Annotated in this window: 14 protein-coding genes and 1 pseudogene; 10 read left to right on the top strand and 5 right to left on the bottom strand. The window is 43.6% G+C overall.

Annotated elements, in window-relative coordinates; genetic code table 11:
- Nucleotides 1–62: 62 nt before the first annotated feature.
- The 4 genes from AB4589_RS01595 to AB4589_RS01580 all read right to left on the bottom strand — a co-directional run bounded on the left by AB4589_RS01595 (nt 63) and on the right by AB4589_RS01580 (nt 5,393).
- Nucleotides 63–2,396: a glycoside hydrolase gene (locus AB4589_RS01595; protein WP_372099140.1), complete on the bottom strand. Its 2,334-nt coding sequence runs from the start codon at nt 2,394–2,396 to the stop codon at nt 63–65.
- A 144-nt stretch (nt 2,397–2,540) separates the two neighbouring features.
- Nucleotides 2,541–3,359, bottom strand: a complete 819-nt coding sequence (locus AB4589_RS01590; protein WP_372099139.1) for a DUF2861 family protein — start codon at nt 3,357–3,359, stop codon at nt 2,541–2,543.
- Nucleotides 3,359–4,006: a response regulator transcription factor gene (locus AB4589_RS01585; protein ID WP_017097900.1), complete on the bottom strand. Its 648-nt coding sequence runs from the start codon at nt 4,004–4,006 to the stop codon at nt 3,359–3,361. The genes AB4589_RS01590 and AB4589_RS01585 overlap by 1 nt, the downstream gene beginning before the upstream one ends.
- Nucleotides 3,984–5,393, bottom strand: coding sequence for a DUF3404 domain-containing protein (locus AB4589_RS01580; protein WP_017097901.1), 1,410 nt, complete (start codon nt 5,391–5,393; stop codon nt 3,984–3,986). Before AB4589_RS01580 ends, AB4589_RS01585 begins: the two co-directional genes overlap by 23 nt.
- A gap of 243 nt (nt 5,394–5,636) precedes the next feature.
- On the opposite strand from AB4589_RS01580, the gene AB4589_RS01575 reads away from it, so the two are divergent.
- From AB4589_RS01575 to AB4589_RS01535, 9 genes are all read left to right on the top strand, one after another.
- Nucleotides 5,637–6,170 (top strand): YbhB/YbcL family Raf kinase inhibitor-like protein, encoded by a 534-nt coding sequence (locus AB4589_RS01575; RefSeq protein WP_029223939.1) that lies wholly within the window; start codon nt 5,637–5,639, stop codon nt 6,168–6,170.
- Nucleotides 6,171–6,251: 81 nt separating this feature from the next.
- On the top strand, nt 6,252–7,034 hold the full coding sequence (locus AB4589_RS01570; RefSeq protein WP_017097902.1) for a helix-turn-helix transcriptional regulator: 783 nt from the start codon (nt 6,252–6,254) through the stop codon (nt 7,032–7,034).
- 154 nt (nt 7,035–7,188) lie between these two features.
- Nucleotides 7,189–8,538, top strand: a complete 1,350-nt coding sequence (locus tag AB4589_RS01565; RefSeq protein ID WP_372099138.1) for a D-serine ammonia-lyase — start codon at nt 7,189–7,191, stop codon at nt 8,536–8,538.
- Nucleotides 8,539–8,791: 253 nt separating this feature from the next.
- Nucleotides 8,792–9,592, top strand: a complete 801-nt coding sequence (locus AB4589_RS01560) for a hypothetical protein (protein ID WP_017097904.1) — start codon at nt 8,792–8,794, stop codon at nt 9,590–9,592.
- A gap of 251 nt (nt 9,593–9,843) precedes the next feature.
- Nucleotides 9,844–10,905 (top strand): tryptophan--tRNA ligase, encoded by a 1,062-nt coding sequence (trpS, locus tag AB4589_RS01555; RefSeq protein WP_372099137.1) that lies wholly within the window; start codon nt 9,844–9,846, stop codon nt 10,903–10,905.
- A gap of 175 nt (nt 10,906–11,080) precedes the next feature.
- The gene (locus AB4589_RS01550; protein ID WP_029223941.1) at nt 11,081–11,458 is read left to right on the top strand and encodes a VOC family protein; all 378 of its coding nucleotides are present in this window, start codon (nt 11,081–11,083) and stop codon (nt 11,456–11,458) included.
- A 133-nt stretch (nt 11,459–11,591) separates the two neighbouring features.
- The gene (locus tag AB4589_RS01545; RefSeq protein ID WP_017099435.1) at nt 11,592–12,071 is read left to right on the top strand and encodes a hypothetical protein; all 480 of its coding nucleotides are present in this window, start codon (nt 11,592–11,594) and stop codon (nt 12,069–12,071) included.
- A 359-nt stretch (nt 12,072–12,430) separates the two neighbouring features.
- Nucleotides 12,431–13,291, top strand: coding sequence for a delta-class carbonic anhydrase (locus tag AB4589_RS01540; RefSeq protein WP_372099136.1), 861 nt, complete (start codon nt 12,431–12,433; stop codon nt 13,289–13,291).
- 282 nt (nt 13,292–13,573) lie between these two features.
- A complete protein-coding gene (locus tag AB4589_RS01535; protein ID WP_017099433.1) occupies nt 13,574–14,200 on the top strand; it encodes a LysE family translocator in 627 nt (208 codons plus the stop codon).
- Nucleotides 14,201–14,302: 102 nt separating this feature from the next.
- Here AB4589_RS01535 and AB4589_RS01530 read toward each other — a convergent pair.
- Nucleotides 14,303–15,692 (bottom strand): annotated as a pseudogene (locus AB4589_RS01530) (MATE family efflux transporter).
- 391 nt (nt 15,693–16,083) lie between these two features.
- Between AB4589_RS01530 and AB4589_RS01525 the strand changes: the two are divergent.
- The gene (locus tag AB4589_RS01525) at nt 16,084–16,770 is read left to right on the top strand and encodes a hypothetical protein (protein WP_372099135.1); all 687 of its coding nucleotides are present in this window, start codon (nt 16,084–16,086) and stop codon (nt 16,768–16,770) included.
- Nucleotides 16,771–16,784 lie beyond the last annotated feature (14 nt).

The following is a 16,784-nucleotide window of genomic DNA, read 5'->3' as shown; positions in this document are numbered from 1 at the left end:
ATTAGCGGTTAAATAAGTGCTTAAGCTTCCTATTATTCGTTTTTGTCTAAACCGTATCGAAGCTAACTATGATTGGGCTGCCAGTCGACGACTTGCCCATTCGCCAATATAGCTTTGACCGATAGGGCAGCAATATCGATACCGTTGTAACGAAATGCCTTGTTAGAGAAGTTGGCAATGATCTTACTCCCGTCACTGAACTCGGTTTGTTGAACTTCGCCGCTTTTGTCTAACCATATGAAATCGACTAATTGTTTATCCCATAGCTGCTCATGTATTGGCTCAAATCCATCTTGATAGTGCTTCAAAGCCTTAAGCCTTGGACTTGAGCTCGATAACGCTTCATCTCGTGTTAAGTGAACCATGGCTGGCGTGTTGTAAAGCATGGCAGTCAAATCACGATGGGCTTTCACATTGGTGAATTTCAAGCTGTCTGAATGCCAGTGGTGTGTGTTAATCACTTCGTCGTGAAATACGGTTTGGTATAGTGGAATTCGGTATTGAGGCGAAAACAGCAATGACTTGTAGGGTTCTTTGACCTTAGCTGACTTGAAGAAAAAGTCAGGTTTATGGTCTGGATACCAACGACCCAAGTAATAAGGTGATTGTAGGTCTTCTTTCATCTCTTTGTCTGACCAACCAAAGCCGACTGTTTCTAAGCCGTGTGCAAAAGCGATGCCTTTTGTCGTCAGGCTATTACCATCTTCAGAACCAAGCACCAAATCGGGTTGATCGCTTAACCACTGCATTCGGTTATTGAAGGCAGAAAGCATATCCGTCTCACTGCTATTATCGCTGTAGTCCTCACGCGCCATCGCAGTCGCATCAACATCTAGGAACAGGCTATTGAAGTGACCAAAACGCATGATGTCTACGGCGCGCTGTTTTACATAATCCAAATGGCAATTCGGGTTCAAGTAAAAACCGTTTCCTCGAAACCCTTTTTTTAGGCTGCCATCCGCCATTTCAATCGCACAACTTTCACGCATCGGTTTTGGTAATTGGGCGGTTAGCCAGTTGTCATTGAGCTTCGCAGGAATGGCTGTGTTGTAGGAGTCATAGGTTCCAACCAGATAACCAGATTGCTTAGCCAGTTCTACTGCATTCGGTTGGTAGAATGCTGGCATCCAGTTATCGAAGCCTAACCAAAGCTTGTTTAATCCTGCTTTGTTCAGATTGTTGACCATGCCTGATGACAAGGCTTGCCCCCAAGTATCCGGATCATTGAGATAAGAGGACGCATGCTTAATCAACCAGCTTTTCTTGCGCTGAGCTGCGGTGTGTTGAGCTTTAATGGTGTTATCAGTAAGTGTTGGCGTTGCAACAGGATACAAGCTTTGTAATGAATGGTTAATAGAGTCCAACAACAGTTGTTTATGATACTGGCTAAACCAATCTTTGCCTTTAGACAGAGGGGATAACTCTCGCTTCGCTTCACTTGAAATGTTTAATTGAGAGTCCTCTAGATACCAAGCGTTTAATCCCCACCAGTCGCTCACATCTTGGATACTTAAAGGGTCTTTACCAAACAAGTAGACGTGGCTTGCGCCAATCAGCTTATTCACATCTGGGTTACGCTTTTGCTTTTCAACAAGCGATTCAGAGAGACCATTTTCAATTCGCCAATCGCGATAGTGTTTGGCGCCATCTAACCAAGAGTCTCCAAGTGTTATCCGAACCGTAAAAGGCTGTGATTGATTCAGCGTTGTAAATTGGTGTGAAGCGCTCATATCAATCTTGGTCTTCTCATCAGAGGACGTATCCGACGATGCATCAGAAAAGAACAATTGGTTGTTTGTCGGGTTAATCAACTGATAACTGATGAATTGATCATTCTGTTGTACCGTCCAAAATGGCATTTTTAAGTCTTGAGTGGTGTTACTTCCGGAATGGTTGTCGACTAAGTAATCGGCCCATTGCTTGTTGTTGGTCGGTACGCGCATCCCCTCACTAAAGGGCAGAAATAGAGTCTGAGTTTGTTGTTCTGCTAGGTCAAACCAAACGAGTTCAATGGGTTGGTTTCGTTTTACTTGTGTGTTTTCAGGTAAGGTGAATTGGACAAGAAGATTATGTTCCTTCAACTCAGCTTCAACATTGATTCCACTCGGCATGAGTGTCCAAGATGCCTTGGTTTTTGAGTCTATGACTAGGTGAGTAACTTTTTGAGGTTGACGATCAACGGTCAAAGCAGTGCTATTAACACTTAAGCCATTCCAATCTATCGCTAATGTTTTTGTTGAAATCGACACTATGTGACTAGCGTTACTGTTACTGACGTGGCTTTTGCTGGTAAGGGTGACTTGATTATCTTGTGCGTTTGCCGAGAGCGCACAAGTCGTGAATAGAGCTGCAATAGCAAAAGACGTAAAATTAAGTTGATGACGAACGTTGACCATATCTAGATTCCGTAAAGGGTAAGTACGGTTATTACACCCAAATCGCGTTGGTGTTTTGTCACCTATATGTCTCTATTCGAAGCGCCATTAGCTTATTACAGGTTTTGCAGCTTGTTACGAATGTCTGTGAGATGCGAGCTTAACTTAGAAAGGCATCGCGACACGCTGTACATATTGGATTTCAATCGCACCTTGGTATTCAAACATTTCAACCGATGCACTCAAGTGTTTAGCTTCAGATCCGATTGGGCTTTCGGTAGGAAGAGATGCTTGCGTTGTTTTGACTGGCACCTTGAAGCCTAACATATCGTAGTTTTCGTCAAACCACTGCCAACTCACATTGGCGTTAGGGCAGTTGTCGATCACCTTCGGTGGCGTGATCACGATATGTGGTTCGCTGAGTTTACTTTCGAGTGTTAACCATCGCTTGCTGTTGTCTAAAGCGACAACAATAGGATAGTGGTTTGAACCTATCTTTAGTTGATAAACACCAGATTCGGGTTTGATAAACATTTCACTAGTCTCAATCTCTTGATACTCATTGTTAGAAGCGAGTTGTCCATCGAGAAGGACTTTACCTTTAGGGGAGACCAGAGAGATAGGTTGTGTTTGGGTTTTCATGTCTTCACTGAGTTGTTCTGCAGCGACTTTGATTTGATAACCTTGCGATGAAAGGCCGTAGCGTCGAATGAAGCTAACTTGAATGTGATGTTTCGTCTCAGTGTCTTGTCTTAGTGAAGTTCCGCATTGAGTTTGGCTCAGTATCTCTTGTTTAACTGGCAACCAAAGCTCACTATCGAGTGTTTGTTGATCGAGTGCGATTTGTAGCTCTTGCCACGCAACTTGAGGTTGACCATCAAGCAACGATTGATAGGTGTGCTGCAATAGCGTGTCAGTAAACCAAGCCGCATGACTTGCGAGCGGCAATGTGCAGATCAGTGCGGCTAACGAAGTAACTTTCATTATGATTCCCCGGCCAAGCGGTAACCAACGCCGCGATGTGTTTCGATATTCAATGTTGGCAGCTTCTGGCGTAAGCGCAGTATGTGATTATCAATAGTTCGGGTACTAGGAAAGGCCTGATACCCCCAAATTTTATTGAGTAATTCATCTCGGTGAAACACACGACTTTGGTTCTGAACAAACAGTACCAATAGCTGAAACTCCTTAGGTTTCAACGTGATTGGGCTTTCATCCAGATAAGCGATCCGTTCCGACAAGTTGATCTGGATATTTGCGTAATTTAAGAGGCTCACACCTAGCGGACGAAGCTGGGTAATGACTCGAGCGAGCAATTCGTCGTTCGAAAATGGCTTAGTCACGTAATCTTTCGCACCCGCCATTAAGCCTTCTACGCGTTGCTGGACTTCCACTTTAGCGGTTAACACAATCACAGGAAGCGCTTTGAGGAGTAGCCAGTTCGGCAGGTGTCGCAAGCTGTCACCGTCTTCGAGTTGTCGATCCAGTATCACTAGATCGGCGCGGAACCATTGCTGACTGGCACTCTCTGAATCCTTCTCCCAAAGGCATTGGTAACCATTGGATTCAAAGAAGCTGACGAGGCCTTGTCCAAGCAGTTGGTCGTCTTCAATCAGCAGTAGGGTGTTCATAAGCAATTTCCAGAATACATCGGGTTGGGTTACGAAGAATAATGAGACGGCCATTCGCTTGTTTCATCAAGTGTTCGACAATAGTCAGGCCAATGCCCATGTTGTCTTGTCTGTGATTGATATTCGGTGTTGCTCGAGATACAAACCGTTGCAGAAAAGAAGGGAAGTGACCTTCGTCTTGCACCTCAATCCTGAGCTTATCAGCGAGTTCTACCTTGACCAAAACCTCACCTATACCGTGCTGTTTAGCGTTCTTAATCAAGTTATCTAAGCAGATGGTTAGCCAGTAATACGGTAGGTTAAGTTCAGCATCACTTGAATCACATTGATACTCGATATTGTGCTTTTCACATACATGATCGAGCCACTCTTCTAATGATGCATTTTGCTTCAACAAAGGCTCTGACTGATCCGAACTTAGATACACTTTGCTGTTTTCGGTGAGTTGAGAGAGCCTTTGATAGTCAGAGATTAAACGCCAAACCGCACTTTGAGTTTCATCAGAAAACTCATCGTAGCGATTTCTAAACATTTCGACGGTTAGACCTAGGCTAGTAATGGGCGTGCGCAGTTCATGAGTAAGAAGCTGTAAAACGAACTGCCTCTCTTTTCGTTGTTTTGTTCTTAGGTATAAGACTCTACCGAGTCCGGAAAGCAACGTTAACAGCAATGTAAAGATCAAGGTTTTCATGATCAGATTGTCATTGCTAGGCTCGCTTAAGCACACGTTGCTGTAACGAAAAGTACAGGTTTCACCCGTCAAAGATACCTCTTGCCGCTCTGCAATAGGTTGCCAAACATCTAAGGGAATGGCTTTCCAGCCTTGCTCGCCACTTAACCAAAGCACATCGTCCTGTTGCCAAGCTCGGTATCCACTGAGCAGTGCTTCTCTGCCTTGTGCACTTAGGTTTTCTAGCTTGCTATATAAAGGATGCTGAGGGTTGGTAAGACTCAAAAATGGGCGTATCTGCTCGGTCACATCTGGGTAAGCGGCTAAATAACGATCAGCAAAACTGCCACCTGCAGGGTGTCGTTTGGAGTGTGCTGCAAACCAAATGGAATCCAATGCTTGTTGCTGACACAAAGCGAGCTCAAACTCGATGGCGTCATCTAATGAAGGGTTATTGCTTTCAATCGCTCGGCAGTGATCTTGTATTGACGCTAACGCTGCGATGTCGTCCCAACTGAATTGGTTGAAATCAGGATAGCGGCTACGTTCATGAAGCAGAACTTTCGGATACTGAGCCAACTCTTGTTGAGATACTAGGATTGGGGATGATTGCCAGCTCAGTTGATACAGGGTTTGCCACTTATCTTGCAAACTTTGGGCATTGGCTAGAGTTGGGAGCCAAAAGATCAAGCCAAGGGCTAAGGTAAACCTGCGCATCCAATCATTCTCGTTAAAAGTCGTGGGGCGAGTCTAAAGAGTTTTGGACGTGATTTGTAACCTGAATGTCAACAAGTGTTCCTTTAACAACAAATTGTCGAGTGGGTCATGTTTTAAAATAATAAATTAAAAATACAGTAAGTATCATTTGAATGGATTAAACTAGATAATTGTGTACTTATTGTCATTTTTGGGCGGATGGAGGGGACTATACTGGGCTCATACCTAATCAGAGGAACCACCATGAAAACACTCATTAAATCAGTATTGGCACTTAGTATCTTAACAGCTGGCTCGGCTCAGGCATTCGAACTAACGAGTAATGATATTCAAGAAGGTCACCCAATGGCGAAGACGTTTGAATATTCAAGTTGGGGCTGTGATGGCGAGAACTTGTCACCGCAGTTGATGTGGAAAGATGCTCCAGCAGGAACCAAAAGCTTTGCAATCACGGCTTATGATCCAGATGCACCAACTGAAAGTGGTTTCTGGCACTGGGTGGCGTTTGATATTCCAGCAACAGTGAGCGAGCTACCTCGCGGTGTCGATATCTCTAAAGTGGGTGGCAAAGAAGGCCGCATCGATTATGGAACGGTAGGTTTCGGTGGCGCTTGTCCTCCAGAAAAAGATGGTATGCACCGTTATCAATTCACGGTTTGGGCATTGCCAACGGATAAGCTCAACCTAGACGAAAACACGCCATCGGCTGTGGTTGGATTCACGTTGAACAGCATGGCTTTAGACAAAGCGAAACTGACGGCAACTTATACACGCTAATAGCTTATGTACGTTAAAAGCTTATACACCTACATAATAAGCAAATAAGCAAATAAGCAAATAAGCAAATAAGGGGATGAGATGAATCATCAATATCAAGTGACGATCTTTCGTGCAGAGCAGTTACAAAAACTGCGTAATGTGAGGATACTATCCCCTAGTATTATTCAGATCATTACAGGCAGTAAGCGCCTGTTTTGGAAAGACTCAGCGGCAGAACTCTCACATTCTGAGCTGCTGTTGTGTGAGGCATCAGCGTCATTGAGTTTTGAGAACATGCCCCACAAAGGACGTTTCCTTTCGCGTGTATTCAGTTTTCATTTCCAACCGACGCAAGCAATGCTCGATCTCAGTGAGGATCGAGCAAATGAACTGGATTTACCCACCGTGGAAGCAGAGCGAGGTTTGCAAGATTCTCTCAATGCGTTGTTTTCGTTTGATCGTCAGAGCATGAGTGAACAAACCCAACAATTTTGGTTGCAGGGTTTGTATCAGCAATTAGCCGAGAAGGGCGTGTTGCATCGATTGTTTATTAGCTCAAACGTTTCGTTTAGCCAGAAACTTAGCCACTACCTTTCGCATTCACCGGACGAGAAACATCCGTTAGAGTCGGTAGCAGAGCGCTTTGCGATGAGTCGCGCCACGCTTATCCGAAAGCTCAAACTGGAAGGTATGCAATATCGTGAGGTGTTGGCTGAAGTTCGGTTGAGTCACGCACTTTATCTGATGCAAAACGGACAGCAGAATGTGGCGATGTTGGCTCAGTCTTGCGGTTACCAATCGGAAGGACGTTTTAGTCAGCGCTTTAAAGGAAAATTTGGTTTATCGCCTAGTGAATACATCAAGACAGTGGTGAGCAATTAAGTCGCAAGGCGTATCGAGCAAAGCAAGCCTAGTTAATTACAGGTCATTGAATAATGGTATAAATACCGTTTTAATAGGTTCAAAACCAAATGTTTGTACGAGCGCAGATTGCTGAGTACCAGAGATGATGGCGCTATACCAGAGAAGGTCACCCATGACTGATTTGAACCCAAAAAGTGAATTAAATATAGAGAAGATCACCAACGATTTCCCGTTGTTAAGACAACTTATAGCGCTAGAAGAAGTGAGTTGGTTTAACCCAAACATCACGACGTTAGAGCAAGGTTTGCCCTATGTGGGATTAAGTGAAGAGGACATTCAAGATGCAAGCGTCCGATTACAAAGGTTTGCCCCTTATCTGGCGAAGGCATTCCCTGAAACACAAGCGACCAATGGCATCATCGAGTCTGAGCTTGTTGACATTCCATCTATGAAATCAGTATTGCAAGCGCATTATCAGCAGCCTATCAAAGGGCGTTTGATGATGAAAAAAGACAGTCACTTGCCGATTTCAGGTTCAATCAAAGCCCGTGGTGGCATTTATGAAGTACTAACGCATGCCGAGAAGCTTTCCATTAAAGCTGGGTTACTGTGTGAGAGCGATGACTACAGTAAGTTGCTCGAACCTGAATTTCGTAACTTCTTCCAACAATACAGCATTGCGGTAGGATCTACGGGTAACTTAGGCATGTCGATTGGCATCATGAGTGCCAAGTTAGGCTTTACAGTGTCGGTTCACATGTCTGCTGATGCGAGAGCGTGGAAGAAAAACAAACTGCGTGAGCATGGTGTCAACGTCGTTGAGTATGAACAAGATTATGGTGTTGCGGTAGAGCAAGGGCGCAAAGAAGCAGAACAAGATTCACGATGCTTTTTCATTGATGATGAAAACTCTCAAACTCTATTTCTTGGTTACTCGGTGGCAGGACAAAGGCTCAAACAGCAATTTGATCAGCAACAGATTGTCGTCGACAAAGAACACCCACTGTTCGTTTACTTGCCATGTGGAGTCGGTGGCGGCCCCGGTGGTGTGGCATTTGGCTTGAAGATGGCTTTTGGTGACCATGTACACTGTATTTTTGCTGAGCCGACCCATTCGCCTTGTATGTTGTTGGGTGTCCATACCGGCTTGCATGACGAAATCGCAGTCCAAGATCTCGGTATTGATAATCTAACCGCAGCAGACGGCTTGGCGGTGGGTCGGGCTTCAGGTTTTGTGGGGCGCGCGATGGAGCGTTTACTTGATGGTTATTACACATTAACCGATGAACGCATGTACCAATTGTTAGGCGAACTGAACCAAGCAGAGAGCATTCAACTTGAGCCTTCTGCACTAGCAGGTATGCCGGGTGCGATTCATGTTGAACAAAATAGTGAATACCTTACTCGTCTAGAAATTGATGAGTCGACGCTAGCGAATGCAACACACCTTGTGTGGGCGACAGGCGGAGGCATGGTGCCACCACAAGAAATGGCAGCCTACTTAGCGAAGTCATCGGCTTAACCCTGAATCTTTTATCGTTTAATTGTTTGTAAATATCAGTTGTTGCAAATATAAGCTGCTAAAAAGATAAGTCATGATAGAAGAGTGTTGTTTATAGCTTGAACACACTCTTTCTCACCTCTAAATCCCACCGTAATTCAAACAATAATTTGCGCAGATCGTTATCCAAAACACACATTTTATAAATTAAGCTTCTTAGATGTTCTAACTATCAGTTAGGTTGAGTGGCATTCAACTTGATAGGGATTGAGCAATGCAGACGGACAAAGTGATACAGACAAGACATATAAACACACCAGAAAAATTACTACAGCGTTTAGATGCGATTGGGGAGTCTTTGGAAGCATCGGGTAAGGCTCATGCTTTACTGGGATTGGGCTCGGTAGGTATTGAAACAGAACGACTTGATCAGTATTCAGATGTCGATTTTTTCGCGATAGTACAAACGGGGCATAAGCAGTATTTCTTAGACAGCTTGCATTGGCTCTCAGACATTCACCCAATCGACTACGCGGTGAGAAATACCGTCGATGGCTATAAAGTCCTGTACGCTGACGGAATCTTTTGCGAATTTGCGGTGTTTGAATCCCACGAGTTAGCGCATATTCCATTTGCTGAAGGGCGCATTGTTTGGCAGCAACCTGAATTTGATACTCAGTGCTGTATCCCACCAGTAAAAGGGGAGGCAGATACTAACTCCGAAGAGTGGATCATTGGTGAGGCTCTAACCAATCTTTATGTCGGCATGTCTCGTTATAATCGAGGCGAAAAGCTGTCGGGCAGTCGGTTCGTTCAATCTTACGCACTTGATCGTTTGATCGATCTTGTGGATCAAACTGAGCATTCTGAGCCTGAATTCGTTGATGAATTTATGTCGGATAGAAGGCTAGAAGCACGCTTTCCTAAGTTTGCTCAATTGCTACCAACCTTTACCCAAGGTTACGAGCGCACGGCTGAATCGGCACTTGCCCAACTAGCGTTCCTCAACACCCACTTCACAGTTAACCAAGCCATGTGTGACCGAATCACTGAACTGTGTTCCAGTAAAGATTAAGCCTATAACCTGTTAATCTTAAGACCTATTTTCTTGGTGCGCGTAAATAACAGTTGTCGCTCGTCTGTATTGTTGATAGGTTTTAACCATGAAATTTAATTCTGCTTCAACTTCAATTTTCTTTTGGTGGTGCTCTCAATAGAGCAGCACGGAATACTTACATTCTTTAGCTGCTGGACGGTAGCTAAGAATGTCATCAAAAATGTCGCCTCTTTTTATCTCCAGTAGCCTTTTTAACTTGGAGATACACCATGAATACCAACTCAAACAGCCATACCGACAACAATAATATTGGCAGTAAGAACAATACCAACAAGCCTGAAATCATTCTGACTGGCGATAGAGCTACTGGGCCTTTGCATTTGGGTCATTACGTCGGTTCACTTAAACAAAGAGTCTCTTTGCAGCATATTCACGACCAAACGATATTGGTCGCTGACATGCAAGGGCTTACCGACAACGCCCATAATCCTTCGAAGGTTTCTTCCAACATTCTTAATGTGGTCGCTGATTATCTTGCGGTGGGTATTGACCCGACCAAGACCACGATTTGCCTACAATCACAGTTACCTGTGTTGGCTGAGCTCACCATGTTCTATAGCAACCTTGTGTCTATCGCTCGTTTGGAACGTAACCCAACCGTTAAAAGTGAGATTCAGAACAAAGAGTTTGGCCGTTCAATTCCAGCAGGCTTTCTCACTTATCCAATCTCACAAGCGGCTGATATCACCGCTTTCAACGCAACGTTGATTCCTGTCGGTGACGACCAACTGCCGATGTTAGAACAAACCAATGAGATAGTGAGAAAAATAAACTCTCTAGCTGGCAAATCAATTCTGAATGAGTGCAAACCACTGCTTAGCAATGCCTCTCGTCTCCCAAGCACGGATGGCAAAAACAAAATGTCAAAGTCGATGGGAAATGCGATTAATTTAGGTGCGACAGAGAAAGAGATCAGAGCCGCAGTCAAATCTATGTATACCGACCCAAACCATCTAAGAATTGAAGATCCTGGCAAAGTAGAAGGGAACATCGTTTTCACCTATCTCGATGCATTCCACACTGACGCTCACTACGTCAATGAACTAAAAGATCACTACCGCAGAGGCGGGTTAGGGGACGGGCAGACTAAGAAAGTGTTGGAAGAGTGCTTACAAGAGATGATCCGACCGATTAGATCGCGCAGAGCTGAATTGTTAGATGATAAAGCACAGCTCATTGATATTTTGCGCAAAGGAACTCAGGTATCGAGAGAAAGAACAGAGACCGTATTGTTTGATGTTAAAGAGCTATTTGGTCTGAACATCTTGTAAGCCTTCTGATTAATCTAAAAAGGGAGCGCAATCGGTGCTCTCTTTAATCACTAAAGTGAGAAGTAGGGCTGCTTGCTTATCTTGTGTTGGCACGTCCAACATTAGAGTATGTGGCTTAGCGTTAATTAGCACTTAGTATGCAATATTCAGTAACGACGAAACAAGGATGATTAAATTGGAAATCAGTCATTTAGATCACTTGGTGTTAACCGTTAAAGACTTAACCGTGACGGTGGATTTTTATCAGCGCGTGTTAGGCATGAAACCCATCCAATTCGGTGAAGGCCGCTTGGCGTTGTCGTTCGGCAATCAAAAGATAAACCTTCACCAATTCGGTAATGAGTTCGAACCAAAGGCTAGATGTGTGCAAGTCGGCGGTGCGGATCTATGTTTTATATCTAACACGCCTCTCGTTGAAGTTATTGAGCTCGTTGAGAGCCAAGGCGTTGTAATAGAGGAAGGCCCAATAGCTAGAACAGGTGCGATGGGAAAGATTCAATCTATTTATATTCGAGACCCTGACGGTAACTTGATTGAGATTTCAAATTACTAGATTTGAGTCTTAAATTGCTTCCGCTTACGATCGCCTTAATCCTTAATCCTTAATCCTTAATCTCTGGCACTGGATATGGGAATTCAAATAAACTACAATCGAACAATGTTTTATTGAAGTCATATTTATCATTATGGTGAGACACTTACTCACATTCATCGTTAGCCTGTTTTTTTTAACCGCTTGCTCTTCAACGAGTAATAATCAGCTAGACGACAATACATTGAGCAACGAAGACGCAATGTCGAAAAGCTTGGAAGAAGAGAGTAATATCGATGTCGCAATTGATACAAGTGCTGAGACCAACGTTGAATCTTCCCATGAATCGTTCGTTAATCATCAACCAATAACTGATCATGAATCAAACTCAAACCTTGATTCAAATAAAGACACGATAACTCGCGCCAATGCAGAGCCAGAATCTGTGGAACCCTCTCAAATAGCAGCGACGGAAACAACTGAAAGCGATGCTAACAGTAGCGGTGAAAAAGGCATCGGAAGCTATTTTATTCGTCATAACCAACCGACTAAGACCGTGATTAAATCACTAGAGGGCGTGACAGATGCATTAAACGTCATGACGTTTGGGATATTTGCCACCGGTAATGGTTAAACCGTTAACCAAGAACACCAATCTAATAGATAGAATGAGACGTGAAGGCGAGCCAAGTGGTTCGCCTTTTTGATCTTACAAACCTTGTCGTTGTTGCATTTTATATGCATTGATCGCTTATCAAGCCGCTGAGTCAGGGGACAGTTAACAAAGTAGGAAATTACTCGTTCTGGAAGGGAGTAGCCGTATTTACTGTGTTTGACTTGTTCTATACATCGAGGGTTCTAATACTCATCCCAAAGTAAGCAATGAAATCTAATCTTACAAAGACAACTCTTATACTCACTTGTGAGCATAGTAATATATTTGCCGCTACATCCGGTGTTTAGGTTTTATTATCAATATTCTAGGGAAGAAATATGAACAACAAGAGTGTGTTTTTAAGCGTCGCGATGGTGATGTTATCTGCTCAAGCAAATGCATCTGACGTAATCCATGAAGCTGTCTCAGATGGTGTTATCGCAAAACAAAGAGCGAAGCTTTCTGAAAATACCCAAGGGCAAGGTTTTGGCCCGCAAGCCCCACGAGATTTGGGTTCATTGAAAGGAACAAATACCAGACTGTTTTCGGATGCACCAGATTCAACAGCCATGAATTTATGTAATATTCACTTCCATAAAAACGCTGAGCACAAAGGTGGTGAGTTTACCCAATACGCTGGTAATGGTGATGGAAAGGGCTTCCAAAGTGGCTTTAAGTACACTGGTAAGTTGAGTTCAGCTGAGCTGAAACCATTTGAGGGCAAGGTTTGTCCGAGCGATCATGGCTCTTTGCATTCCGGCGACACCATTGAAGTTCACTATGTTTATTCAACGGCGCAAGTTGAACCGGGTGAAACACTGGGCGCTTGTTTTAACGATGCAATTACCAACCCGCAACTGCGTGTAGAAACCCAAGTTTATGTATTAGTAAATGATGACAAAGCACTCGATTTCGAAGCATTGGCTAAGCACTCTAAAGTGGATGGTTTGCACCAAGCAACCAACATTCCACAAAATACGGGTTCAGCGATTCAATATGCAGGTTCTACAACGGGTCCTGGTTACAATGAGAAAGGTTCACCTTTCCAAGTAACATGGAGCGTTAGACCACAAGTCGCGAAAGTAAATATCGCGACAGTGGGTAGCTGGTGTGAAGGTAATGACTTTAACGAAGACCACGCCCACGGTGTAAGAAATATAGTCGTAAACCCAGAGTTACTGTCTCCAATCGCTAACTAATCTTGTCACGTTGATTTTCTATCATTGTTTTCGAAGGCGAGCCTCTAGGTTCGCCTTTTTTGTGTCTTAACGAAAAACACTTTGGTGACTGGTTCAAGTTCAAGTTTAAGTTTATGTTTGGGGCTGGTGGGGCTGGTGGGGCTGGTGGGGAAATTACGTGTCACACTTATTCAAAACATGAGTTGTGTTAAACGCGCTTAGTCAAAAATGTTCTTTACCCGAATCGAAACTCCATGATACGTTCATGATCAATTATGTTCGGTTATAGATAAGGACAGTCTAATGTCACTAGAAGGTGCGATTACATTCTTTATTGCCATGTTTATATTTGGTATTACTCCGGGGCCTGGCGTATTTGCCATTTTAGCTCGAGGCATGGTTAATGGTTGGCGAAAGTGCATCACGCTATCGTTAGGTATGATTTGCAGTGACCTTATTTATCTTGCGCTTGCCTGTTTTGGCCTAGCGACGATTGCTGAGAACTGGTCGTTTGCTTTTGAGGTGATTCGTTACCTTGGTGCTGCTTATCTGATTTACTTGGGCTACAAGATGTTTAAGAGCCTACCTGAAGTGCAAGGTTCAGCGGAGCTCGCTGCCAAACAAAGTCAGAAATCAGAACTCGCTAGTTTCGCGCAAGGCTTTTTGATTTCAGCCTCAAACCCGAAAGTGATTCTGTTCTATATTTCATTCTTGCCGACGTTCATTGACCTGACGGTTTTACGTTCACAAGATATCGTCTTGGTTTCTGTTTTAGCGGCGGTTGCTCTGATGTCCGGTTTAATGCTGATTGCGATGGGGGCTGGCAGAATGGCGAGTTTACTTAAAACGCCACGCGCACATAAACGACTAAATCAAAGTGCTGGTGGAATAATGATTGCGGCTGGTTCATATTTGGCGATAAACAGATAAATACAGTCCAATTTAAAAAGAAAAAGCGCGTTATTGCCTAGTGGCAGTAACGCGCTTTTTTGTATTTACTTTCCGGTGTGGTATTGGCTTACAAGTGCAGTATTATCGAATTACTGCGTTAATTGAAGGCAGTAAATCGCGCTTCTTAATCACGTATCGTAAGCGAATTAACATCAGCGTCGCTGAAACGCTCAAGCCCGTTAGAATACCAATACAAAAGCCTTCTTCACCCATTGCTGGAACAATGTGGTCTGTTAGCCCGAGCACCATGCCCAGTGGTAATGCTAAGCCCCAGTATGAAGCGATGGCTAACATTATCGGGATCTGAGTATCTTTATAGCCACGTAATGCGCCGTTAGCAGAGGTTTGCAGAGCATCACTGAATTGATACATAGCAGTAAAGGTCAACAATACCGCTGCCGTTGCGCTTATCGCAGGATCGGTAGTGTAAAGCCTGATGATCCACTCAGGGAACAAAAGGAACATCGCAACTGAAAGCAATGAAATTAACGCTGCAACTAAGATACCGACTTTACTGCGTTCAATTGCACCTAGTTCGTCTTTCTCACCCAAAGCGTGACCAACACGAATCGTAATCCCAAACGAAATACTCATCGGAATCACGTAAGTTAGGCTCGAGATGTTAAGTGCAATTTGCGCGGCTGCCACGTTCTCAGCACCAATACGCCCAATCATCAACGCGATAACCGCAAAGATACTGCCGCACACCGCGATGTTCATGCCGATAGGTAAACCTAATCTTAGAAGGTGAAGCATCTCTTTTGCTTTTGGCTTAGCGTCTGTAAAGCTGATGATGGTCTTGTAGTGGTGATGACCTTTAATGTAGGAATACAGCATTCCCGACATTAGCCAATACACTAAGCTAGTCGCCCAGCCACAGCCCACAGCCCACAGCCCCCATTTCAGGGAAGCCAAACTTGCCGTAGATAAGCACGTAGTTGACCGGAATATTCACCAACAAACCAACCACCGAAATGATCATCGGTACTTTCGTGTTGTTCATACCCTCACAAAAGCCATTCAAGGTGTAAAACAGGGCAATACCCGGCACACCGAAGGCTAGGGCAAACGCATAGTCGCTACCAATTGGAATGATCTCAGCGGCAACCCCAATCCACTCTAAGATCGGTTTCGCACTCACTAAGTAAGCGATGAGTAATACGCTAGCAATTAATGCCAACCAAACCATTTGGAAGAACTCAACAGAGATACTTTGAAAGTCACGTGCGCCGCGGTGGTAAGCGACAACAGGCGTTAACGCCATAATCACGCCACGAAGTAGCAGCAACACAGGAATCCAAAGGCTGGTACCGAGTGCAATAGCGGCGAGATCGGCAGGGCTTACTTGGCCAGCCATTGTCGTATCGACAAATCCCATCGCTTGGGTCGCTATTTGAGTCAAAATGATAGGAACCGAAAGATGCATAAGCGCACCCGATTCACGAGTAAAAGGACGAAGTTTCGTTAGCATGGAAGTTCACAACACCAATATAAATACACGAATGATGACAGGATGGCCGGTGTGCATTTTAGGATGTGCCCCGTTGGGCGGGCGACAATATAAACACCTTACCGTATAGGGTCAAGCATTGGATTTACAGGGGCTAATTTGCTCTGGAAGAACGCCAGATTTGCATGGTGTTAGATACTGTTTCTATGTACATAACCTGATGATTTTAATGTGAATCATACTAGATAGAAAGTTTCTATATTTGCTTGTTGAATTTCAATGCGAACATCATAAGTCACTGTTATGGATGAACTAAATTTAGTACAATTGATGGCATAAGAAACTAGATAGAATAATTCTATATTTAAATGCAGAATTTTTCTGTCTAAGAACTGTTATAAGGTTCTAGATTATGTCGAAAACTGTCATAGAGTTCCTAAAGAATATTGATATTGTCGATTTCTCTGAAAAATACAATGATTGGCTTATCTCAGAGTTGAGCGAGCCTGTTGCTGAATTGGCAAGACAAGGTTGGACGATTCCTGCATTTATAAATTGGTTGGGTATTACTAGCTATGAACCATTGAAAAGCGATCAAAACCTACTAATAGAGTCTTGGGAAAATAGCTATAACCAAAATGCCGAAAGTCTCCTTGAGGACATACTTGATGATTGCCCTGAGCAATGGAAAGACCTACTGCATGAATGCATCAGCTGTTACCTTGCAGGGAAATATGTGATTTGTATTCCTGCACTTTTAGTAATATTTGAAGGTTTATTGTCTATTAAAATATATAATTTCGATGTTAATAAAACCCGTTATCAAGATCCAATTAAGAACGGCATTGAAAGTAATCACTATGCAGGAATAGATACCCTTAAGATGCTTTCTATCAAAGAATATGTCAGAAATCTGTTTAAACCTTCAGCATTTTCGGGTGACGTTCCTAATGACTTAAACCGACATTGGGTTATGCATGGTCGTGGGCGTATAAGCTCTAATAAGCTTGAAGCTTTACAACTATTTAATGCAGTTGGAACTTTGTTAACGGTAAAAACGTTGTGGGCAGAAATGTATTCAAGTGAACAAACCTTATAACTAATAAGGATTAA

This window comes from Vibrio sp. 10N.222.49.A3 (genome assembly GCF_041475145.1).
Lineage (GTDB): Bacteria > Pseudomonadota > Gammaproteobacteria > Enterobacterales > Vibrionaceae > Vibrio > Vibrio tasmaniensis_A.
This window is presented reverse-complemented; position numbering and strand designations above follow the sequence as displayed.